19 protein-coding genes and 1 pseudogene are annotated in these 20,657 nt (G+C 75.1%); 11 read left to right on the forward strand and 9 right to left on the reverse strand.

Annotation, left to right across the window (positions count from 1 at the left end):
- The first annotated feature begins 33 nt into the window (after positions 1-33).
- The 3 genes from hemG (at position 34) to HNR61_RS18690 (ending at position 2,932) form a co-directional block, all read left to right on the forward strand.
- Complete coding sequence (hemG, locus tag HNR61_RS18680) at positions 34-1,521, forward strand: protoporphyrinogen oxidase (protein WP_182844410.1); 1,488 nt, start codon at positions 34-36, stop codon at positions 1,519-1,521.
- Entirely contained in the window at positions 1,481-2,209 is a 729-nt protein-coding gene (gene hemQ, locus HNR61_RS18685) for a hydrogen peroxide-dependent heme synthase (protein ID WP_182844411.1), read from the forward strand. The genes hemG and hemQ overlap by 41 nt, the downstream gene beginning before the upstream one ends.
- A 105-nt stretch (positions 2,210-2,314) precedes the next feature.
- The gene (locus tag HNR61_RS18690; protein WP_182844412.1) at positions 2,315-2,932 is read left to right on the forward strand and encodes a hypothetical protein; all 618 of its coding nucleotides are present in this window, start codon (positions 2,315-2,317) and stop codon (positions 2,930-2,932) included.
- Between the two features lie 9 nt (positions 2,933-2,941).
- Here the strand turns inward: HNR61_RS18690 and HNR61_RS18695 are convergent, their stop codons facing one another.
- Together HNR61_RS18695 and msrB are read right to left on the reverse strand one after the other, a co-directional pair.
- Complete coding sequence (locus HNR61_RS18695) at positions 2,942-3,517, reverse strand: TIGR04222 domain-containing membrane protein (protein WP_182844413.1); 576 nt, start codon at positions 3,515-3,517, stop codon at positions 2,942-2,944.
- Positions 3,518-3,600: 83 nt separating this feature from the next.
- Positions 3,601-4,005 carry a peptide-methionine (R)-S-oxide reductase MsrB gene (msrB, locus tag HNR61_RS18700; RefSeq protein ID WP_067833036.1) on the reverse strand — a complete coding sequence of 135 codons (405 nt, stop codon included), beginning with the start codon at positions 4,003-4,005 and terminating at the stop codon, positions 3,601-3,603.
- Between the two features lie 57 nt (positions 4,006-4,062).
- Between msrB and HNR61_RS50460 the strand changes: the two are divergent.
- A pseudogene (locus tag HNR61_RS50460) lies at positions 4,063-5,120 on the forward strand (DNA polymerase domain-containing protein).
- A gap of 43 nt (positions 5,121-5,163) precedes the next feature.
- On the opposite strand, the gene HNR61_RS18710 reads toward HNR61_RS50460, so the two are convergent.
- Positions 5,164-7,137: a Xaa-Pro dipeptidyl-peptidase gene (locus tag HNR61_RS18710; RefSeq protein WP_246443004.1), complete on the reverse strand. Its 1,974-nt coding sequence runs from the start codon at positions 7,135-7,137 to the stop codon at positions 5,164-5,166.
- 241 nt (positions 7,138-7,378) lie between these two features.
- On the opposite strand from HNR61_RS18710, the gene HNR61_RS18715 reads away from it, so the two are divergent.
- The gene (locus HNR61_RS18715; protein WP_182844414.1) at positions 7,379-7,597 is read left to right on the forward strand and encodes a DUF4236 domain-containing protein; all 219 of its coding nucleotides are present in this window, start codon (positions 7,379-7,381) and stop codon (positions 7,595-7,597) included.
- A gap of 66 nt (positions 7,598-7,663) precedes the next feature.
- Here the strand turns inward: HNR61_RS18715 and leuA are convergent, their stop codons facing one another.
- Entirely contained in the window at positions 7,664-9,343 is a 1,680-nt protein-coding gene (gene leuA, locus HNR61_RS18720) for a 2-isopropylmalate synthase (RefSeq protein ID WP_220509553.1), read from the reverse strand.
- A 258-nt stretch (positions 9,344-9,601) separates the two neighbouring features.
- Between leuA and HNR61_RS18725 the strand changes: the two genes are divergently transcribed.
- The 3 genes from HNR61_RS18725 to HNR61_RS18735 are packed head-to-tail and all read left to right on the forward strand — an operon-like array spanning position 9,602 to position 11,343.
- Complete coding sequence (locus HNR61_RS18725) at positions 9,602-10,324, forward strand: FadR/GntR family transcriptional regulator (RefSeq protein ID WP_182844416.1); 723 nt, start codon at positions 9,602-9,604, stop codon at positions 10,322-10,324.
- Positions 10,314-10,796 (forward strand): tetratricopeptide repeat protein, encoded by a 483-nt coding sequence (locus HNR61_RS18730; protein ID WP_182844417.1) that lies wholly within the window; start codon positions 10,314-10,316, stop codon positions 10,794-10,796. Before HNR61_RS18725 ends, HNR61_RS18730 begins: the two co-directional genes overlap by 11 nt.
- 49 nt (positions 10,797-10,845) lie before the next feature.
- The gene (locus HNR61_RS18735) at positions 10,846-11,343 is read left to right on the forward strand and encodes a GNAT family N-acetyltransferase (RefSeq protein WP_312897963.1); all 498 of its coding nucleotides are present in this window, start codon (positions 10,846-10,848) and stop codon (positions 11,341-11,343) included.
- A gap of 46 nt (positions 11,344-11,389) precedes the next feature.
- Here the strand turns inward: HNR61_RS18735 and HNR61_RS18740 are convergent, their stop codons facing one another.
- Both HNR61_RS18740 and HNR61_RS18745 read right to left on the reverse strand, forming a co-directional pair.
- On the reverse strand, positions 11,390-12,817 hold the full coding sequence (locus HNR61_RS18740; RefSeq protein WP_182844418.1) for a PepSY-associated TM helix domain-containing protein: 1,428 nt from the start codon (positions 12,815-12,817) through the stop codon (positions 11,390-11,392).
- A gap of 83 nt (positions 12,818-12,900) precedes the next feature.
- On the reverse strand, positions 12,901-13,473 hold the full coding sequence (locus HNR61_RS18745; RefSeq protein WP_182844419.1) for an MFS transporter: 573 nt from the start codon (positions 13,471-13,473) through the stop codon (positions 12,901-12,903).
- A 149-nt stretch (positions 13,474-13,622) separates the two neighbouring features.
- On the opposite strand from HNR61_RS18745, the gene HNR61_RS18750 reads away from it, so the two are divergent.
- A complete protein-coding gene (locus HNR61_RS18750; RefSeq protein ID WP_182844420.1) occupies positions 13,623-14,129 on the forward strand; it encodes a hypothetical protein in 507 nt (168 codons plus the stop codon).
- Between the two features lie 68 nt (positions 14,130-14,197).
- On the opposite strand, the gene HNR61_RS18755 is transcribed toward HNR61_RS18750, so the two are convergent.
- The gene (locus HNR61_RS18755) at positions 14,198-14,959 is read right to left on the reverse strand and encodes a class I SAM-dependent methyltransferase (RefSeq protein ID WP_182844421.1); all 762 of its coding nucleotides are present in this window, start codon (positions 14,957-14,959) and stop codon (positions 14,198-14,200) included.
- Positions 14,960-15,113: 154 nt separating this feature from the next.
- Between HNR61_RS18755 and HNR61_RS18760 the strand changes: the two genes are divergently transcribed.
- A complete protein-coding gene (locus HNR61_RS18760) occupies positions 15,114-16,706 on the forward strand; it encodes an ABC-F family ATP-binding cassette domain-containing protein (protein ID WP_182844422.1) in 1,593 nt (530 codons plus the stop codon).
- Here the strand turns inward: HNR61_RS18760 and HNR61_RS46850 are convergent.
- On the reverse strand, positions 16,679-17,512 hold the full coding sequence (locus HNR61_RS46850) for a helix-turn-helix domain-containing protein (protein ID WP_220509471.1): 834 nt from the start codon (positions 17,510-17,512) through the stop codon (positions 16,679-16,681). The two genes, HNR61_RS18760 and HNR61_RS46850, sit on opposite strands and share 28 nt — an antisense overlap.
- A gap of 84 nt (positions 17,513-17,596) precedes the next feature.
- Complete coding sequence (locus tag HNR61_RS18770) at positions 17,597-19,045, reverse strand: aldehyde dehydrogenase family protein (protein ID WP_182844643.1); 1,449 nt, start codon at positions 19,043-19,045, stop codon at positions 17,597-17,599.
- A gap of 156 nt (positions 19,046-19,201) precedes the next feature.
- Between HNR61_RS18770 and HNR61_RS18775 the strand changes: the two genes are divergently transcribed.
- The gene (locus tag HNR61_RS18775) at positions 19,202-20,602 is read left to right on the forward strand and encodes a sulfatase family protein (RefSeq protein WP_182844423.1); all 1,401 of its coding nucleotides are present in this window, start codon (positions 19,202-19,204) and stop codon (positions 20,600-20,602) included.
- The last annotated feature ends 55 nt before the right edge of the window (positions 20,603-20,657 follow it).

Below are 20,657 nucleotides of genomic sequence, written 5' to 3' on the forward strand. Positions count from 1 at the left end.
CGGTCCGGCGGACCCGTCTGCCATGGTGGAGGCATGACCTCCGCGCCCACCTTCCCACCCGCCTCCCCGCACGCCTCCGGCCACGTCGTCGTGATCGGCGGCGGCATCGCCGGACTGGCCGCCGCGCGGCTGCTGGCCCGCGGCGGGGTACGGGTGACGGTGCTGGAGGGGTCGCCGCGCGTTGGAGGGAAACTCCAGGTCAGCGAGGTCGGCGGGCTGCCGGTGGACGAGGGCGCCGAGGCGATGCTGGCCCGCCGCCCCGAGGCCCTGGACCTGGTCCGCGAGCTGGGCCACGGCGACGACCTGGTCAACCCCGGCACCACCTCCTCGGCGATCCTCAGCCACGGCGCGCTGCGCAGGCTGCCGTCCGGACAGGTCATGGGCGTGCCGTCGGACCTGCGGGCGCTGGCCTCCGCGCAGGTGCTGTCCCCGGCCGGGCTCGCCCGCGTCCCGCTGGACCTGGTGCTGCCCGAGACCCGGCGCGGCGCGGACGTGTCGGTGGCCGACTTCATCGGCGCGCGGATGGGCCGCGAGGTCGTGGACCGCCTGGTCGAGCCGCTGCTGGGCGGCGTGTACGCCGGGCGGGCCGAACGGCTGTCGTTCGAGGCGACGCTGCCCGCCGTGGCGACCGCCGCGCGCGGCCACCGGTCGCTGATCAACGCCGTGCGGGGCATCCGCGCCGCCGCGCCCGCCGACCCCGGGCCGGTGTTCGCGACCCTGCCGGGCGGCCTGGGCACGCTGCCGCACCTGGTCGCCGCCGACGTCGAGGCCGCCGGGGGCGCCGTGCGGACCGGCGCGACGGTCCGCGAGCTGCGCCGCACCCCGGACGGCTGGCGGCTGACGGTCGGCTCGGCCCGCGACCCCGAACGCGTCGACGCCGACGCCGTGGTCGTCGCGGTGCCCGCCGCGCCCGCCGCCCGGCTGCTGTCGGAGGAGGTCCCCGCCGCCGCCCGCGAGCTGGCCCGCATCGACTACGCCAGCATGGCGATCGTCACGCTGGTGTACCCGGCCACCGCCTTCCCGCGCCTGCCGCGCGGCAGCGGCTACCTGGTGCCCGCCGTGGAGGGCCGGGACGTGAAGGCGGTCACGTTCAGCTCGGTGAAGTGGCCGCACCTGCGCGACCGCGCCCCGGAGCTGCTGGCGGTGCGCTGCTCGATCGGCCGCTACGGCGAGGAGCACGCCCTCCAGCGCTCCGACGAGGAGCTGACGGCCGCCGCCATGACCGAGCTGGCCGTGACCGCCCGCGTCGCCGAACTGCCGGTGGAGACCCGCGTGACGCGCTGGGGCGGCGGCCTGCCGCAGTACGACGTGGGCCACGCCGACCGCGTCGCCCGCGTCCGCGCCGCCGTCGCCGCGCAGCCCGGCCTGGCCGTCGCCGGGGCCGCCTACGACGGTCTCGGCATCCCGGCCTGCGTCGCCTCGGCGCGCGCCGCGGCCACCCGGGTGCTGGACCACCTGGGGGGTCGGGGAGAATTGAGGCATGGGAGCGACGGAGAAGCCCGCCGGGAAGCCGGCGGCTGACAAGCAGCGGCCGAAGGCCCGCGACCTCAACCAGGTCATCCGCTACACGATGTGGTCGGTGTTCCGGGTGCGGGACACCGGGCGGATCACCGAGGGGGACGCGGCCGAGGTCCAGGACCTGTTCCACCAGGTGGCCGAGAAGGACGTCGTCGTCCGCGGCGTGTACGACGTGCAGGGCCTGCGCGCCGACGCCGACTACATGGTCTGGTGGCACGCGCCGGGCTCCGACGACCTGCAGGACGCCTACAGCCGGTTCCGCCGCACGGCCGTGGGCCGCGCCAGCGAGCCGGTGTGGTCGCAGATGGCGCTGCACCGGCCCGCCGAGTTCAACAAGAGCCACATCCCGGCGTTCCTGGCCGAGGAGGAGGCGCGCGGGTACGTGTGCGTGTACCCGTTCGTGCGGTCCTACGACTGGTACCTGCTGCCCGACGAGGAGCGCCGCAAGATGCTCGCCGAGCACGGGTACATGGCGCGCGACTACCCCGACGTGCGGGCCAACACCGTCGCGTCGTTCGCGCTGGGCGACTACGAGTGGATGCTGGCGTTCGAGGCCGACGAGCTGTACCGGATCGTGGACCTGATGCGGCACCTGCGCGGCTCGGAGGCCCGGCGGCACGTCCGCGAGGAGGTCCCCTTCTACACCGGGCGCCGCCTGCCCGTCGCGGAACTCGTCGCGAACCTCCCCTGATGGTGAGAGTGCCGCCGCCGTCCCGGGATGGGGGCGGTGGCACGCCGGATTCCGGTTGTCCGAACTAGGGCTAACGTGCGGCAAAGGCGCAGTAAAGTGCTGGCCGTGACCTCAGCTCCCCCCAAACACGCCCGAGGCAGGCACGCCAAGCCGTCGTCCGGAATCACCGCCCGCTGGAACCGGTGGGTCAAGAACGCGTCGCCGGGGGAGGCCGGGCGGCGCAGGCTCGTGGCGGCCGGGGCCGGGACCGGGGCCGTGGCGCTGCTGGCGGTGGCCGCCGCCGCGGCCCTGTCGGCGACCGGTGCGGATCCGGGCACGAACGCCGGGCGGGCCGGGGCCGTCGCCGTCGCGCGCGACACCCCGCGCGGCGCGGCGACCCCGGCCCCGCCGCAGCCCGCCGAGCTGGCCGGGGACCCCGACGACGTGTCGGACGCCCTGCCCTACCTCCAGCGCAAGGACCCCGACAAGAAGGTCACCAGGCACGTCAAGAAGATCAGCCGCAGCGGCGACTCGATCGTCCGGGTCTACACCGACCTGGAGGAGGACGACGAGAACTCCGGGCCCGCCGTGTCGCTGTGCGAGTGGACCACGCAGTTCCTGGCCGACGGCGGCGAGACCAGCCCCCGCGTGTTCGTCCACGCCACCAGCGAGGGCAACGGCAGCGTCGTGGTCGCCAACAAGCAGAGCGACAAGGACGACTGCGAGGTGGGCGAGACCCGCTAGCCGGACCCGCTAGTCGGGGCGGCCGCCGAAGCGCAGGCCGCCGCCGCCCGCGCGGTCGGGGGCGGGGTTCGCGTCGCCGCGGCCCCGCCCGGCCCAGCCGCGCGGCGGCCTCTCCGGCCGGGGCTCGGGGGCCTCGAACATCTCCCGCAGCCGGGCCTCGGCGATGCCGGGGGTGCCCAGGGCGGCGAACCGGGCCAGCTCCCCGCCGGGCTCGGCGCGCAGGCGCCTGCGCAGCGCGCGGCCCCGGCGGGTGGGGCGGGGGCTGCCCAGCAGCGGGCGGCTCAGCAGGCCCGCCTCCTGGAGCGTCCCGGCCAGCCCGTCCATCGGCGGGGACGCCGCGACGGCCGCCACCAGCTGGTTCAGCGGACGGCCCCCGTGCGGGATCTCGGCGAGCACGACGGCCTGGAGCACGTCGTCGCCCGGCTCCCGTTCGGCGGCCTCCACCCGGTGGGCGCCGTGCAGGATGCGGATGCGGCGGTGCCCGTGCAACGCCAGCAGGGCGGTCTGCGCCACCCGTGTCGGACCGCCGCACAGGTAGGCGATCTCGTAGACCCCGAGTTCGTCGGACCCAGGTTCGTCGCTCATCGGCACACCCCTCACCCCGCCGTCCCCCCTGCGTTAGACGCTCGAACGGCGCTCGGAGTTGCGGCCGGGGTCGGCCGCCGGGCTCAGCCCTCGGCGGGTTCGAGCGTGAGGCTGATGCTGTTGATGCAGTACCGCTGGTCGGTCGGCGTCGGGTAGCCCTCGCCCTCGAAGACGTGGCCGAGGTGCGAGTCGCAGGTCGCGCACCGCACCTCGGTGCGGGCCATGCCGTGCGAGCGGTCCTCCAGCAGGACCACCGCCTCGGACTCGGCGGGCGCGAAGAACGACGGCCAGCCGCAGTGCGAGTCGAACTTGGCCTCCGACCGGAACAGCTCGGTCCCGCAGGCCCGGCAGCGGTACACCCCCACGGTCCTGGTGTCGGTGTACTCGCCGGTGAACGGCCGCTCGGTGCCCGCCTCACGCAGGACGTGGTACTCCTCCGGGGTGAGCTGGGCCTTCCACTCTTCCTCGCTCTTGCGGATCTTCTCCATGGCTCCGACGGTACCTCGCCCGCGGAGACTGTCGGAGCCGCGGGTTACCGTCGCGGTATGGCCTCGCCACACATCGAGATCCCGGTCGGCGACCGGTCGGTCCGCGTCAGCAACCCCGATCGGATCCACTTCCCCGAGCACGGCTACACCAAGCGGCAGGTGGTGGAGTACTTCCTGGCCGTGGGGGAGGGGATCCTGCGCGCGACGCGGGACCGGCCCACCACGCTGGAACGCTGGCCCTCCGGCGTGTTCGAGGGGGCCAGGCTCGCCACCCGCGGCGACTTCCGGGGCGCGGACGCCTTCTACCAGAAGCGCGTCCCCAAGGGGGCGCCGGAGTGGGTGCCGACCGCGAAGATCACCTTTCCCAGCGGGCGGACCGCCGACGAGGTCATGCCGACCGAGCCCGCGGTGATCGCCTGGGCGGCGAACCTGGGGACGCTGACGTTCCACCCGTGGGCGGTGCGCGGCGACCGCCCCGACCACCCCGACGAGCTGCGGATCGACCTGGACCCGCAGCCGGGGACGGGGTTCGGCGACGCGGTGCGGGTCACGCTCGGCCCGGTCCGGGAGCTGCTGGACGAGCTGGGGTTCACCGGGTTCGTCAAGACCTCGGGCAGGGCGGCCTGCACGTGTACGTGCGGATCGCGCCGCGGTGGACCTTCACCGAGGTGCGGCGGGCCGGGATCGCGTTCGCGCGGGAGGTGGAGCGCCGCGCCCCGGACCTGGTCACCACCAGCTGGTGGAAGGAGGAGCGCGGCGCGAGGGTCTTCATCGACTTCAACCGCAACGTCCGCGACGCCACGATCGCGGCGGCCTACAGCGTCCGCCCGCTCCCGCACGCGCCGGTGTCGGCCCCGGTGACCTGGCAGGAGCTGCCCGACATCGCCCCGGAGGACTTCACGGTCGCGACGATGCCCGGGCGGTTCGCCGCGATCGGGGACCCGCACGCGGCGATCGACGACGCGGCGTTCGGGCTGGAGGACCTGCTGGAGCGGGCCGACCGGGACGAACGGGACCGGGGCCTCGGCGACCTGCCCTACCCGCCCAACCACCCGAAGATGGCCGGGGAGCCCAAGCGCGTCCAGCCCAGCAAGGACGCCGACCGCAGGACGTGAGGGACCGCCCGGGGCGATGGCCCCGGGCGGTCTCAGTGGCGGCTTACCAGAACCGCTTCGGCTGGGTCGGCAGGTTCACGCCGCTCGGTCCGGTCCACACGCCGCGCGGCGAGACCAGGCCCTCCGGCGCCCTGCCACCGGAGATCACGACGGGGACGCGGATGGAGCTGCGGCCCAGGTCCACGGTCACCTTCGCGCCGGTCCCGGCGTCGGCGGCGTTGTAGTTGGCGTCGGTGCCCGCCAGCACCAGCGCCACCCGGTGGCCCTTCTTGAACACGTAGTCCTGCGCGAGGGTCTCCCAGCGCACGCCGTAGGACGCGCCGGGGCGCAGCGGCGTGGGGTCGCTCAGGGACCTGCGGTTCTGGGCGTCCATCCAGCCGCGCGCGACGACGTTGACCGCGCTGTTGACGACCTTGGTGCGGGTCTGCTTGTAGCAGGCGTCGTCCTCGGCGGTGCTCTGGCCCCAGCAGTCCTCGGTGGCCAGCGTCTCGATGCCGCCGCCGGCGCCGAGGTAGTCGATGCGGGTGTCCTGGCCGTAGTCGACCAGCAGGGCGGTCAGGTTCGCGGTCGGCTTGTCCAGCGTGACCTGGAGCTTCGCGGTCGGCGAGCCGGACAGGCGGGCGTTGGCCGGCAGCGGCCCCGACACGTACGACAGGCGGAACGGCTTGCCGGTCGTCGGGTCGGACACCATCTCGCCCTCGGAACGGCCGTTGCCCCGCGGGCCCGGGTCGTCGACGTAGGAGGCGAGGGTGCCCCTACGGACCGGCTTGGGCGCCAGGGAGCCGTTGGCCTGGGGGTTCAGCGACAGGCTCCGGGCCTTGGGGGCGGGCCAGTCGGACTCGGTGATCCACTGGTCCGGGCCGATCTCGATGTCGGCGCGCGGCTCCCGCAGCGCGTCGTTCCTGATCTTGTGGAGCTCGTGGTCGAACCACTTGTGCAGCGTCGCCACCCACTTCTCGCGGCGGGTGTCGAACGGGTCCACGTGGGCGCGCTGCGACAGCCACACCTTGCGGGTGACGCCGCGCTTCGCCAGGCCCTTCCACCACTTGCTGAAGTGGTCGGTCTTGACGTTGAGGTCGTTGACGCCGTGGAAGGCGAACACGCTGGCCCGCACCTTGCCGACATCGGTGTAGAGGCCGTCGCGGTAGTCGGCGGCCTTCCAGTACCGGTTGTAGTTGCCGGTGGCGTCGTCCTCGTCGGCGTTCATCCTGTCGCGGACGGCGGCGCACTTGGCGGCCGGGTCGGAGTCGACGTAGTCGGCCAGCCATCCCTGGTACTGGTTGCTGTACTTGACGCCGTTGCTGCGGCTGTAGTCGTACCACGAGCTGATCGCCGAGATCGGGACGATCGTCTCCAGGCCCCTGACGCCGGTGGCGGCGACGCCGTTGGCGAGCGTGCCGTCGTACGACTTGCCGATCATGCCGGTGCGCCCGGTGCTCCAGGACGCCTTCACCTTCTCGCCGTCGGCGCCGACGGCGGTGGCGCGGCCGTTCAGCCAGTCGATGACGGCCTTGATCCCCAGCACGTCGGACGGGCCGCCGCTGACCGGGCACCCGTCGGACCGGTTGGTGCCGACCATGTCCACGGCCAGGAACGCGTACCCGCGCGGCACGAAGTAGTTGTCGTAGTACAGCGGGAACTTCACCGGGTTGCCCGCGGCGTCGTAGACCTTCTTCTCGCCTTCGTTGCCGCGCCCCGCGGTGTCGTAGTAGGGGCTGGCGTCCATGACGACCGGCACCTTCAGCCCGCGCCGGGTCTCCTTGGGGCGGATGATGTCGACGTTGACGCGGTCGCGCTTGCCGTCGTTGTCGCTGTCGACCGGCGACTCGACGAAGACGCGCTCGCGGACGGCGTCCTTGTAGGAGAAGACGGGCTGGGTGAGCCCGCCCTTCACCACGATCTTCGGCGCGGCCTGCGCGGCCGCGACGCCGCTGAACGAGAAGGCGGCCAGGGCGGTGCCGCCGGCCGTGACCAGGGCGAGGGTGCGGGAGGTTCGTCGCAGGGATCTCCTGGGCAAACCACACCTCCGGGGGAGTCGGGGGAATGATCTTTACCAGGGCAGATTCCTCGTCCGCGGCCCCGGGGTAAACGGCGGCGTCGCAGGAACGCGCGGCGAAATATGGCACAAGTTGCCGTTGTGCTCCTGGCGTCGTCCGAAAACGGGATTCCGGGCAGGGACGGAAAGGGGGTGAGCATGGTTCGTGATCGGGCGGGAACCACCGTCCCGAGTCGAACGTCGAGCAGCAGGGGAGGCCGTGATGGGCTGGAGTTACCGCAAGTCGCTCAAGGTGGGACCGTTCCGGATCAACCTGTCCAGGCGCGGGGTCGGGCACAGCGTCGGCGGGCGCGGGGCCCGCTACACGCGCGGGGCCGACGGCCGCAAGCACGTGACGTTCCGCATTCCCGGCACCGGCCTGTCCTGGCGCCGCCAGGTCGGCGGGCAGAGCCGGAGCCGGAGCCGGGGACGCCGCTGGTGAGACGGCGTCGCCGCGGCCGTTCCCGGGTGACTCCCCTGGGCGGGAACGGCCGCGACGACGGTCGCTCTAGGACAGGGCGCGGTTGACGGCCGACAGGACCGCGCGGACCGAGGCGGTCAGGACCGAGGTGTCGTGGCCCGCGCCCCAGCGGGTCACGCCGTTGACGCGGCACTCGGCGTAGGCGGCGGCGGGGGCGTCCCCGCCCGGGCCGGTCGCGTGCTCGGTGTAGTCGAGGACCTCGACCCGGACGCCCGCCGAGGCCAGGGCGCTGGTCAGGGCCTCCAGCGGGCCGTTGCCCGAGCCGGTGTGCTCGCCCTCGGCGCCGGCCACGCTCACCACGCCGGTGAAGTCGTGGCGGCCGGGGCCGGTGTGGCCGGTGCGCCACTCGGTGATGGTGACGGGGCCGTCGTCGGCGCGGTCCAGGTACTCGGCGCGGAACAGGTCCCACAGCTCCTTGCCGGTCATCTCCGTCCCGCTGCCGTCGGTGGCCTTCTGCACCGCGCCCGCGAACTCGATCCGCATCCGGCGCGGCAGGTCCAGCCCGTATCCGGTGCGCAGCAGGTAGGCGATGCCGCCCTTGCCGGACTGGCTGTTGACGCGGATGACGGCGGTGTAGTCGCGGCCCACGTCGGCCGGGTCGATCGGCAGGTAGGGCACCTCCCAGGGGGCCTCGCGCTCGGGGACGCCCAGTTCGGCGGCGCGCGCGGCGTGGTGCCTCAGCCCCTTGCCGATCGCGTCCTGGTGGGTGCCGGAGAAGGCGGTGTACACGAGGTCGCCGCCGTAGGGGTGGCGTTCGTGGACCGGGATCCGGTTGCAGTGCTCGACGGTGCGGCGGATCTCGTCGATGTCGGAGAGGTCGAGCTGCGGGTCGACGCCCTGGGTGTGCAGGTTGAGGGCCAGGGTGACCAGGTCGACGTTGCCGGTGCGCTCGCCGTTGCCGAACAGGCAGCCCTCCACGCGCTGCGCCCCGGCCAGCACCGCCAGCTCGGCGCAGGCGACGCCGGTGCCGCGGTCGTTGTGCGGGTGCACCGACAGGATGACCGCGTCGCGGCGGGCCAGGTGGCGGTGCATGTACTCGATCTGGTCGGCGTAGACGTTGGGGGTGGCGATCTCGACGGTGGCGGGCAGGTTGAGGATCACCGGGCGGTCGGGGGAGGCGTCCCACAGGGCGGTCAGCCCGTCGCAGACCTCCAGGACGTAGTCGGGCTCGGTCTGGTTGAAGACCTCGGGGGAGAACTGGAAGCGGACCGGGGTGCCCTCGGCCAGCCGCGCCATGTGGGCGGCGGCCTCCTCGACCAGCGCGCGCAGCGCGGCGCGGTCGTGGCCGAGGACGCGGTCCCGCCAGACGGGCGCGGTCGCGGTGTAGAGGTGGACGACGGCGTTGGGCAGTCCCCGGACGGAGTCGAACGTGCGGTCGATCAGGTCGCGGCGGGCGGCGGTGAACACCACCACCGTCACGTCGCCGGGCACCGCGCCGGACTCGGCCAGGTGCCGGACGAAGTCGAAGTCGGTCCGGCTCGCCGACGGGTAGCCGACCTCGATCTCCTTGAAGCCCATGGCGACCATCAGGTCGAACATGCGGCGCTTGCGGCCGGGGTCCATCGGCTCGGCCAGGGCCTGGTTGCCGTCGCGCAGGTCGACCGGTACCCACAGCGGGGCGCGGTCGATCCGGCGGGAGGGCCAGGCGCGCTCGAACGCGGGGACGGCGACCCGCTCATGGGCGGGACGGTAGCGGTGGAACGGCATCGAGCTGCCGCGCTGCGGGTTCCAGGACGGCGCGTCGGCGGGGACGGGCCCGGCGGGCCTGCGCAGCGTCGGGAAGGCGTGCATCGGAAAGGGTCCTCTTCCGCGGTCGGGACGGCGACCGGCAGCACCGAACCCCGCGGCGGGGTGCCGGTCGGGTCAGGCCCCGCCGCGGCGCCCGAGGAGAAGGACCTGCCGCAGCATGCCCGGTACCCTAGACACTCCTCAGCTCCTCAGACAACCTGACAGGTGTGGTGATCCATGTCACTCGGCCCGCTGCGGCCCAGCCCGCTCGTCGAGCAGGCGGCCCGCCACCTGCGCGAACAGATCACCGGCGGGCACTGGCCGGTCGGCACGCGGCTGCCCGGCGAGACGACGCTCGCGCGGGAGCTGGGCGTCGGGCGGTCCACGGTCCGCGAGGCGCTGCGCGTCCTGGCGGGGGCGGGGCTGGTGCGGGCGCGGCAGGGTGCGGGCGTCTTCGTGGTCGCCACCGAGCCGGCGGAGGACTGGCGGGCCCGGCTGCGCCGCGCCTCGGTCGCCGACGTCTACGAGATCCGCATGATGATCGAGGTGCGGGCCGCCGAGCTGGCCGCGCGGCGCCGCACCGGCGACGACCTGGCCGCGCTCGACGCGGCCCTGGCCGCCCGCGACGCCGCCTTCGCGGACGGCGACGACGCCGCGTTCGTGGACGCCGACATCGCCCTGCACCGCGCCGCCGTGCGCGCGGCGCGCAACCCGGTGCTGGCCGACCTGTTCGACGAGTTCGTGCCGGTGCTGCGCGAGGGCCTGCTCGACCTGGTCGGCCTGATCGACGCGCGGGCCGCCGACCGCTCCCACGGCCGCGCCGCCCACGCGGGCCTGGTCGCCGCGATCCGCGACCGCGACCCGGACGGGGCGGGCCGCGTCGTCGCCGCCGAGCTCCGCCGGACGCTCGACTACCTGGAACGTCCGGACGCGTGGCAGGGTGGCCCCCATGACGGATGATCAAGACTGGGAGCGCCGCGTCGCGGCCCTGTGGGACGCCTTCGACGACCACGAGCCCGTCGGCTTCGTGGCGAGGATGGCGGAGCTGGCCGCCGAACGCCCCGGCGACGCCCTCGCCGAGTACGAGCTGGCCTCCGCCCTCGACTCGACCGGCGACGAGGCGCGGGCCGCCGAGCACTACGAACGGGCGTTCGCCGCCGGGCTGCCCGCCGGCCGGCGCCGCCCCGCCACCATCCAGTACGCCAGCACGCTGCGGAACCTCGGCCGCTTCGAGGAGAGCGTCGCGCTGCTCACCGCCGAACGCGACGCCGGGTCCGACGAGCTGGACGGCGCGGTGGCGGCGTTCCTGGCCCTGGCGCTGACGTCGGCCGGGCGGGAGCGCCAGGCGGTCGGCGTCGCGCTGGGCGCCCTCGCCCCGCACCTGCCGCGCTACCGGCGGTCCCTGGCGAACTACGCCAGGGAACTGCTCTGACCTGGGGTTCTTTTGGAGAGCGGCGGGCCCGGTTCGTACAGTGGTGCGGGTGAACATCACCCCCATGCGACCCGAGCACGGCCCCGAGGTCCTCGCGATCTTCCAGCACGGCATCGACGGCGGCAACGCGACGTTCGAGACCGCCCCGCCCACGTGGGAGAAGTTCTCGGCGGGCAAGCTGCCCGACCACCGGTTCGTCGCCGTCGAGGACGGCCGCGTGCTGGGCTGGGCCGCGCTGACGCCGGTCTCCGACCGCGAGGTCTACCGGGGCGTCGCCGAGGTGTCGATCTACCTCCACCCCGACGCGCAGGGCCGGGGCCTCGGCCGGACGCTGCTCGAAACCCTGATCGAGTCCAGCGAGCGGGGCGGCCTGTGGACGCTCCAGGCCGGGATCTTCCCGGAGAACACCGCCAGCATCCGGCTGCACGAGGCGTGCGGGTTCAAGCTGCTGGGCGTCCGGGAGCGGATCGGCCGCCACGAGTTCGGCGGCGCCTCGCGGTGGCGCGACGTGGCGCTGCTGGAACGCCGCAGCCCCGTCGTCGACTGAGCGGGGCGTCCCGCGCGGGGACGCCCCGGGCCCGGATCAGGCGGTGTCAGCCGACGCGGCGGGCCAGCGCCGGAACGCGCCGCACCAGCAGCGCGTCCACCAGCAGCGCGGCCAGCATCGTCACCCCGGCCAGCGGGAACAGCACCCCCACCACCAGCATGATCGCCGCGACCGTCAGCGTCGTGCGGCGGTCGCCGGTGCGGCGGGGCGCGCCGAGCCCGCCGGACGGGCGGCGCTTCCACCACATCCCCGCGCCCGTCACCGTCAGCAGGATCAGCGCCAGGCACGCCGCCAGCATCACGGCGGTGTTGAGGGGGCCGTACCGGCGGCCCTCGTGCAGCGCGATGCCCTGCTCGACGGCCTTGGCCAGCACCCCGTACTCGCTCCAGCCGTAGGAGCCGAGGACCGCGCCGGAGTACTGGTCGACGTGGACGGTGCGCTCGTCGGCCGGGTCGTGACGGGAGGCCACGGTGACGGTGTAGACGCCGCGTTCGCCGCGCGGGAGCAGCACCTTGTACTCGCAGGCGGCGGGCGGGCAGTGCGGGGCGCGGGCCGCGGCGGCCCGCAGCGCCCGCTCGACCGGCGCCGCGCCGACCGTGCCGCCCGCCGCGCCGCCGTGACCGGCGTGCCCGGAGGCGGGGACGGGGCGCTCCTCGGCGGCCCAGGGCACCTTGGCGTCGGGGTGCTGCGAAAGGTCGCGCCCCTTGTCCGGAGGAGTGGACTGGCGGGCGAAGCGGTCGGAGTCGGGCGGCGTGGACCCGGCCGCCGTGGCCATCCTCTGGAACGCCTCCCCCCACACGCCCGACCACGGCAGCCCGCTGACCACCAGGAACGCGATCACCACGCCCGCGAAGACGCCGGTCACCGCGTGCACCCGCCGCAGCCGGGACCGGCCCCGCTTCGCCTCGCGGCGGCGCGCCGGTCCGCGCCGGTACAGGTAGGCGCCGCTGCCGAGCAGCACCAGCGACCAGCACGCGGCGGTCTCCACCACGCGGTCGCCGACCGTCCCGGCCATCAGCTCGCCGTGGAGGGTGCGGACCTTGCGCATCAGCGTCGCCGAGTCGTCCACGCTGCCGAGCACCCGGGCGTCGGCGGGGTTCACGTACACCGAGACGCCGGGCGCGAACGGCCCCACCGCGTTCCCCGCGAAGATCACGCGGGTGGTGCGGCCGGGACGGCCGGGCGGGATCACCGAGGCCACGGCCGCGCCGGGCCGGGCCGTCCGGGCGGCGGCGATCTGCTCGGCCAGGGGGCGCGGGCTCGCCGTCGCCGCCGCCGTGCGCAGGTCCTTGTAGCGCCACTCCTCGTACTGGTCCTTGAACAGGTACAGCGAGCCGGTGACGGCGAGGACGAGCAGCACGGGCGCGACCAGCAGCCCCGCGTAGAAGTGCCAGCGCCACACGGCGCGGTAGCGCCGCCCCGGGGCGGGGGCGGCGCGTCCGGCGCTCGGCCGGACAGGGGTGTCCACGGACACGTCGATCTCCTTGCGCAAGAAAAAGGGGGAAACGCGTGGTCAGGGCACGCGTGACGACCACCCCCGGCGGCGCCGGGGGCTTCTCAGCGGGAGATCGACGCGGGCGGGCCGCGCCGGGCGATGGCGGCCCGCAGCATGACCGTGACGGGCACGGCCACCCGGCGCGGGGCGGGCACGGGGAGCGCCGGGAACGGCGGGGCCGGGAGCGGCAGGGCCAGCGCCCGCGCGCCGAGCCGGCGCACCAGCCCGCAGAACGCGGCCTCGCCCCGGTCCAGCCAGTAGGCGGTGAGCAGCGCCATCACGGCGTGCGCCAGCAGCATCGGCGTGGAGGTCGCCTGGTGGAGGTGCTCCACCGCCGGGGCCGGTCCGGACGGGGCGGCGTGCCCCGCGCCCCAGGAGAACAGGTGGTGCAGCCCGTACTGCGCCGCGAACGTGGCGGGCAGCAGCGTCGTGAGGCCGCGTTCCCGCCCGCCGAACGCGTAGCCGGCGACCAGGACGATCCCGATCGCGGCGGCGAGCGTCCCCGGCGGGACGGGACGGCCGCCGGCGTGGACGTGCGCCCCGGCGGACAGCAGCACGCACACCGCGGCGAAGAAGGCCGACCTCAGGACGCGTGCCTCGGGGGACGAGGGCACGCGCTCATCGTGCCATGTCACGCCCGTGCGCTCCATACCGGCCTTCCGCTGGAGGAACCGTCACCTTCCGGTACGGCGCGGGCGCACCGGAAGGTTCAGGGGCCGGACGACCGGGGTCTCCCGCACCGGTAACCTTCCGGATCGGCCGTGGAAGACGGAAGGAGGCCGGGTTGGGGCATCGAGGGGTTCTGCTGTCGCTGCCGGTGGTCGCCGCCGGGCTGGTGGTGCTGTGCACCGCGCTGCCGGGCGCGCTGGCCGTGGCGGTGGTCGCGCAGGCGGTGCTGGTGCTGGTCCTGGTGGCGGGCGCGGCGCGCAGCACCGGGCGCTTCCGCCTGGTGAACCGCGCCTACGCGGGCCCGGAGGACGCCCCGTTCGCCCGGCGGGCCGCCCGGGTCGGCGCGCTGACCCTGGCCCCCGCCCTGGTCCTGGCGCTGGTCGCCCCCGGCGCGACGCCCGGCCCGGCGCCCCGGCCGGGCCTCGCGGAGCCGGACCCCGCCGCGTCCTCGCCGCCCGCTCCGTCCCCCACGCTGACCCCGGCCCCGGCCGTCGCCCGGCCGTCGTCCAGGCCGACCCGGGTCAGGCGCCCCGAACGCGACCGCCGCGAGAAGCACCGCGACCGGAAACGCGAGCACCGCGAGAAGCGCGGGGACGACAAGAAGCGCGGGGACCGCGACTAGGACCCGTCGGGAGGGGCCCCGGCCGCGTACGCGCCGACCGACCCGCGGGTCAGGGGGTGGGGCGCGGTCTAGCGCGCGGGCTTGCGCGCCTCGATGAGGAAGCGCGCGGAGTGCGCGACGAACGGGCCCTCCGCCTCGATCCGCTCGTGCAGCGCCCGCAGCCGCGGCAGGTACGCCTCCACGGTGAAGCCGGGCACCATCCAGATCACCTTGCGCAGGAAGTAGACCACCGCGCCGATGTCGAGGAACTCGGTGCGCAGGCGTTCGGAGCGCAGGTCCACCACCTCCAGGCCCGCCGCCTCGGCCGCGGCGCGGGCGTCCTCGGGCCGCCGCGCCCGGCGCCGGTCCGGCTGCGGGCCGAGGAAGTACTCCACCAGCTCGAACACGCTGGCCGGGCCGACCTGCTGCGACAGGTAGGCACCGCCGGGCCGCAGCACGCGGGCGATCTCGTCCCACCACGTCCTGATCGAGTGCCGGGCCACCACGAGGTCGAACGCCTCGTCGCCGAACGGGAGCGGCGGCTCGTCGGGTACGGCGACCACGACCGCGCCCAGCGGGTGCAGCAGCCGCGTGGCCCGGGCCACGTTCGGCGGCCACGACTCGGTCGCGGCCATCAGGCGGGGCAGCTTCGGCACCCCGGCCAGCACCTCGCCACCGCCGGTCTCAAGGTCCAGCGCCGACCCGACGGCGGCGAGCCGCTCCCCGATCAGGCGCTGGTAGCCCCACGACGGGCGCTCCTCGGTGGCCCGGTCGTCCAGCCAGGAGAAGTCCCAGCCCTCCACCGGGGCGGTCGCGGCCTCTTCGACGAGATCCTCGAAACTGCGTGCCATGACCCCACTGTGCCAGCGCCCCCGGAAAAACGTTTGCCGCCGCCCCGGAGGCGTCACCTACGCTGGATGACATGTCCACGCCCCGGATGTCCTAGCTCAGGGACCCGCCTTCACGCCACCCGTGTGTCCCTGAGTGAATTCGGAGCGTACTCCCATGATTACCCTTCGGGGTGTTGTCCTGCGTGCCGGCGTCCGCGTCCTGCTGTCCGGCGCCGACGCCCATGTCGGCCCCGGTGACCGCGTCGGCCTGGTCGGCCGCAACGGAGCGGGCAAGACCACCCTGCTGCGGACCCTCGCCGGACAGGCCCGGCCCGCCGCCGGAACGATCACGCGTGGCGGCGAGGTCGGCTACCTGCCGCAGGACCCGGCCGCCGCCGATCCGCACCTCACCGTCACCGACCGCGTCCTGTCGGCGCGCGGCCTGCACGAGGCCGTCCGCGCGCTGCGCGCCGCCGGGGAGCAGATGGCCGACCCGGCGCTGCGGGACCGGGCGATGGCCCGCTACGCCCGCGCCGAGGCCGAGTTCCAGGCGCGCGGCGGCTACGCGGCCGAGGCGGAGGCGGCCCGCATCGCCGCCGGGCTCGGCCTGCCCGACCACGTCCTGCACCGGCCGGTCGGGACCCTGTCGGGCGGGCAGCGCCGCCGCGTCGAGCTGGCGCGGATCCTGTTCGCCGAGCGCGGCACCCTGCTGCTGGACGAGCCCACCAACCACCTGGACGCCGACTCGGTCGCCTGGCTGCGCGGGTTCCTGGCCGAGTACCGGCACGGCCTGGTCGTGATCAGCCACGACACCGGGCTGCTCGCCGACACCGTCAACCGCGTCTGGCACCTGGACCCCGACCGGGCCGCGCTGGAGGTCCACAACACCGGCTGGGAGACCTACCTGGCCGACCGCGCGGCCGCCGAACGCGGCCTGGCCCGGCAGCGCGCCGCCGCCGAGCGCAAGGCCGCCTCCCTGCACGCCCAGGCCGACCGGATGCGGGCCCGCTCGTCCACCGCCGTGCGCGCCCGCGACATGGCCCGCCGCGCCGACCGGATGCTGGAGGGCCTGGCGCCGGCGCGCCGCGCGGCGAAGGTCGCGCGGATCCGGCTGCCCGAGCCCGCCCCGTGCGGCCGGACCCCGCTGGGCGCGGTGAGCCTGGCCAAGTCCTACGGCGACCTGGCGGTCCTGCGCGGCGTGGACCTGGCCGTGGACCGGGGCGAACGCCTGATCGTCCTCGGCCTGAACGGCGCGGGCAAGACGACCCTGCTGCGGATCCTGGCGGGGGTGGAGCGGCCCGACGCGGGCCGCGTCGTCCACGGTCACGGCCTGCGCCTCGGCTACTTCGCCCAGGAGCACGACACCCTCGACCCCCACCGCACCGTCGGGCGGAACCTGGCCGCCGCCGCGCCGCACCTGTCGGCCGCCGAGGTCCGGGGCGTCCTGGGGTCGTTCCTGTTCACCGGCGACGACGTCGACAAGCCGGCGGGCGTGCTGTCGGGCGGCGAGAAGACCCGGCTGGCGCTGGCCGGGCTGGTCGCCTCCGCGGCCAACGTCCTGCTGCTGGACGAGCCCACCAACAACCTCGACCCGGCCTCCCGCGCGGAGGTCCTGGACGCGGTCGCCGCCTACCGGGGGGCGGTCGTCATGGTCACGCACGACGAGAACGCCGTGGAGGCGCTGCGCCCCGACCGCGTCCTGGTCCTGCCCGACGGCGTCGAGGACCTGTGGGGCCCGGACTACGCGGACCTGGTCGGCCTCGCCTGACCGTCCGGCGGCCGGACCCCGGCGCGCCACTGCCGCGGGGAGACGCCGTAGGCGTCGCGGAAGACCCGGCTGAAACGGGCGGGGCCGGCGAAACCCCAGCGGGCGGCGACCGCGGCGATCGTCACGTGCCCGGCGCCGGGCGCGGCCAGGTCCCGCCCCGCGCCCTCCAGCCGCCGGGCGCGGACCCACGCGCCGAACGTGACGTCCACGTCGGCCAGCACCCGGTACAGGTAGCGCAGGGAGATCCGGTGGGCGGCGGCGACCGAGGCGGGGGACAGGCCGGGATCGGTGAGGTGGTCGTCGATGTGGCGCAGCAGGCGCGGGCCGAGCGCGTCGCCGCCCGGGCCCCCGTCGGCGCGGGACAGCAGGTAGGCGCGGACGAGCCCGACCGCCGGCGCCGCCATCGCGCCCAGCCGGTCGCCGGTCTCGCCCAGCCCGTCGCCGGGCGGCCGCCGCGCGGACACCGCCCGCCGGACCAGCGCGGGCGGCGGCATCCCCGGCTCGGGGTGGGGCACCACCAGCGCCTCGTACCCGAACGCGCCGCCGAACCGCTGGGCGCGCGGCCCGCCGTCCCCGGACAGGACCAGCTCACCGGGCGCCCCGGCCCGGGTGACCAGCCCCACCACGACGCGCGGGGGACGGTCCGGGCCGGGCTCCAGGCGGCGGACCGTCACGTCCCGCCCCCGCGCCGACACCAGGACCGCCCGTCCCAGCCGCCGGGTCCGCACCTCGGTCAGCCCGCCGGTGACCATCGCGCCCAGCGCCTCGCCGCACACGCGGCGGAGGGCCGTCCCGTCCAGCGTCACACCGTTCCCCTTCCGCTCCCCACCAGCATCCGGCGACGGCCCCGCCGCGCGGGGCGACTGCGGGCCCGGACCGGTCCCGGCGGCTCAGATCTCGAACAGGCCCGCCTTCTCGCGGGTGTAGGCCAGCACCGAGTCGTGGCCGTAGCCGCTGTCCTTGACGCCCTCCAGCGGGAACATCACCTTGCGGAACGTGTTCACCCACACGGTCCCGGTCTCCAGGCCCCGGAACATCCGCTGCGCGGTGCCGAGGTCGCGGGTCCACACCCCGGCGGCCAGGCCGTAGGCCGAGTCGTTGGCGATCGCCAGGGCCTCCTCCTCGGTGTCGAACGGCAGCACCACCGCCACCGGACCGAAGATCTCCTCCTGGCAGATCCGCAGCGCGTTGTCGGTGGCCGCGAACAGGGTGGGCTCGACCCAGTAGCCGCCGGCGAACCTGTCGTCGGCGACGGCCTCGGCGCCGGAGCGCCCGCCGAACACCAGCTCCGCGCCCTCCTTCGCGCCGATCTCCAGGTAGGAGGTGACGCGTTCGAACTGCTCGCGGGACACGATCGGGCCCATCGTGGTGTCGGGGGACATCGGGTCGCCCAGCCTGATGCCGGCGGCGACGGCCTTCATGCGGTGCAGCATCTCGTCGTAGACCGGCCGCTGGACCAGGATGCGCGAGCCGCCGTAGCAGATCTGGCCCGCGTTCGCCGTGAAGATCGCCTGGGTGGTGACGCCCACGGCGGCCCGGTCCAGGTCGGCGTCGGCGAACACGATGTTGGGGGACTTGCCGCCCAGCTCCAGCGCGAGGGGCTTGAGGGAGTCGGCGGAGGCCCGGGTGATGATCTTCGCGGTGTCCACCGAGCCGGTCAGGCTGATCTTGTTGACGCCGCGGTGCCGGACCAGGGGGTCGCCGACCTCCTCGCCGAGGCCGGACACGACGTTGAACACGCCCGGCGGCAGCACCTCCCGCAGCAGCTCGGCGACGCGCAGGCTGGAGACGGTGGCCTGCTCGGCGGGCTTGATGATGACGGTGTTGCCCGCCGCCAGCGCGAACGCGGCCTTGGCCGACAGCGTGGAGATCGGCGAGTTCCACGGGATGATCCCGAGCGTCACGCCGTAGGGTTCGCGGCGCGTCACGCCGAGGCTGCCCGGCCCGAAGTCCACGCTCCTGCCCTCGACGGCGGCGGCGCACTCGGCGGCGGCGTTGGTCCACAGGTACGTCATGCCGGGCAGGTCGCGCCTGGCGGTCTCGGTGATGGTGCGGCCGTTGTCGCGCGTCTCCAGCTCGGCCAGCTCGCGGGCGTGCTCGGCGAACACCCCGGCCACCTTGCGCAGGTGGTGGGCGCGGGCGGCGGCGGGCAGGCCCGCCCACTTCGGGAACGCCGCGCGCGCGGCGGCCACGGCGGCGTCGGCGTCCTCGGCCCCGCCGCGCGGGATCCGCGCCCAGACCTCGCCGGTGGCCGGGTCGACCGAGTCGAGCGTGCCGCCGCCCGCGGCCGGTCGCAGCTCGCCGCCGATCAGGTTGGAGTACTCGCGCAGCTCTGGCATCGTCGACATCGCCGTCCCTTCGGATCAGACCGTACGGCGACCAAGCGTACGCTTGGTTCCCCGTCCAGGGGAAGGTGGCCCGCATTGCGTCGGCGTTGGCAAATCTCTACTATTCCGATCCAATTAACCGAATTGGTGGGGAAAGTGAGTCCTGTGATGTCCGAAGCGGATGTGAGCCGGCGGAGCGCGCTGGCGGCGACCGGCGCGGCGGTGGCGGCCGGGGCGGTGCTCGGGACCGGCGGGACGGCCGGGGCCGAGACGGTGGAACGCCCCTTCCGCGCCGACGCCCGGAGCCGCGCCGGACGGCCGAACGTGCTGCTCATCCTGGCCGACGACCTCGGCTGGGCCGACCTGTCCTGCTACGGCTCCCCGCACATCCGCACCCCGAACCTGGACCGCCTGGCCCGGGACGGCGTCCGGTTCACCGACGGGTACTCGGCGGCCCCGATCTGCTCGCCGACCCGCTTCGGCCTCTACACCGGCCGCTATCCCGGGCGCCTGCGAGGCGGCCTGGAGGAGCCGATCGCCCGCCCCGACGAGCTGCACGGCATCCCGCCCGAGCACCCCACCCTCGCCTCGCTGCTGAAGGACGCGGGCTACTCGACCGCGATGTTCGGCAAGTGGCACTGCGGCTACCTGCCCTGGTACAGCCCGCTGCGGTCGGGCTGGGACACGTTCTTCGGCAACCTGTCCGGCGCGGTCGACTACTACTCCAAGATCTCCGGCACCGAGGTGGACCTGTACGAGGGCGAGGTGCCCACCGAGGACCTCGGCTACTACACCGACACGATCGCCGACCGCGCCGCCGCCCACATCCGCCGCCGCCACGACCGCCCCTGGCTGGTCAACCTCAACTTCACCGCCCCGCACTGGCCGTGGGAGGCCCCCGGCGACCACGAGGAGAGCGCGCGGATCACGGCGCGGTCCAGGGCGGGGGACGCCCGCGCGCTGTGGCACGAGGACGGCGGCTCGCTGGACACCTACCGGCGCATGGTCGAGGCGATGGACGCCGCGATCGGGCGCGTGCTGCGCGCGGTGCGGGACACCGGGCGCGAACGCGACACGCTGGTGCTGTTCGCCAGCGACAACGGCGGCGAGCGCTGGTCCTACCAGTGGCCGCTGTCGGGCGGGAAGGGCGACCTGAACGAGGGCGGCGTCCGCGTCCCCACGATCCTGCGCTGGCCCGCGCGCCTCCGCCCCCGCCAGGTGAGCGACGTCCCGGTCGCCAGCCAGGACTGGACGGCGACGATCCTGGAGATCGCGGGCGCGCGCCCGGCCGCGACGCACCCCCTGGACGGCCGCAGCCTGGCCCCCTACCTGCTGGAGGGCGCCCGCGCCCCGAGGCACGACCTGTTCTGGCGCACCAGGGACGCCCGCGCCCTGCGCCGGGGCCGGTGGAAGTACCTGCGCGCGGGCCGGGACGCCCGGGACGCGCTGTACGACCTGACCGCCGACCCCCGCGAGCAGGCGGACCTGGCCCGCCACCACCCCGAGGTGGTGAGGCAGCTCGCCGCCCGCTGGCAGGAGATCGACCGGACCCTGCTGCCCTACCCCTGAACGGGGACCGCTCCGGCCGGCCCGCGATCCGGCGATCTCCCGACGGTCGCCGGGG

The organism is Actinomadura kijaniata, assembly GCF_014138665.1.
Taxonomy (GTDB): domain Bacteria; phylum Actinomycetota; class Actinomycetes; order Streptosporangiales; family Streptosporangiaceae; genus Spirillospora; species Spirillospora kijaniata.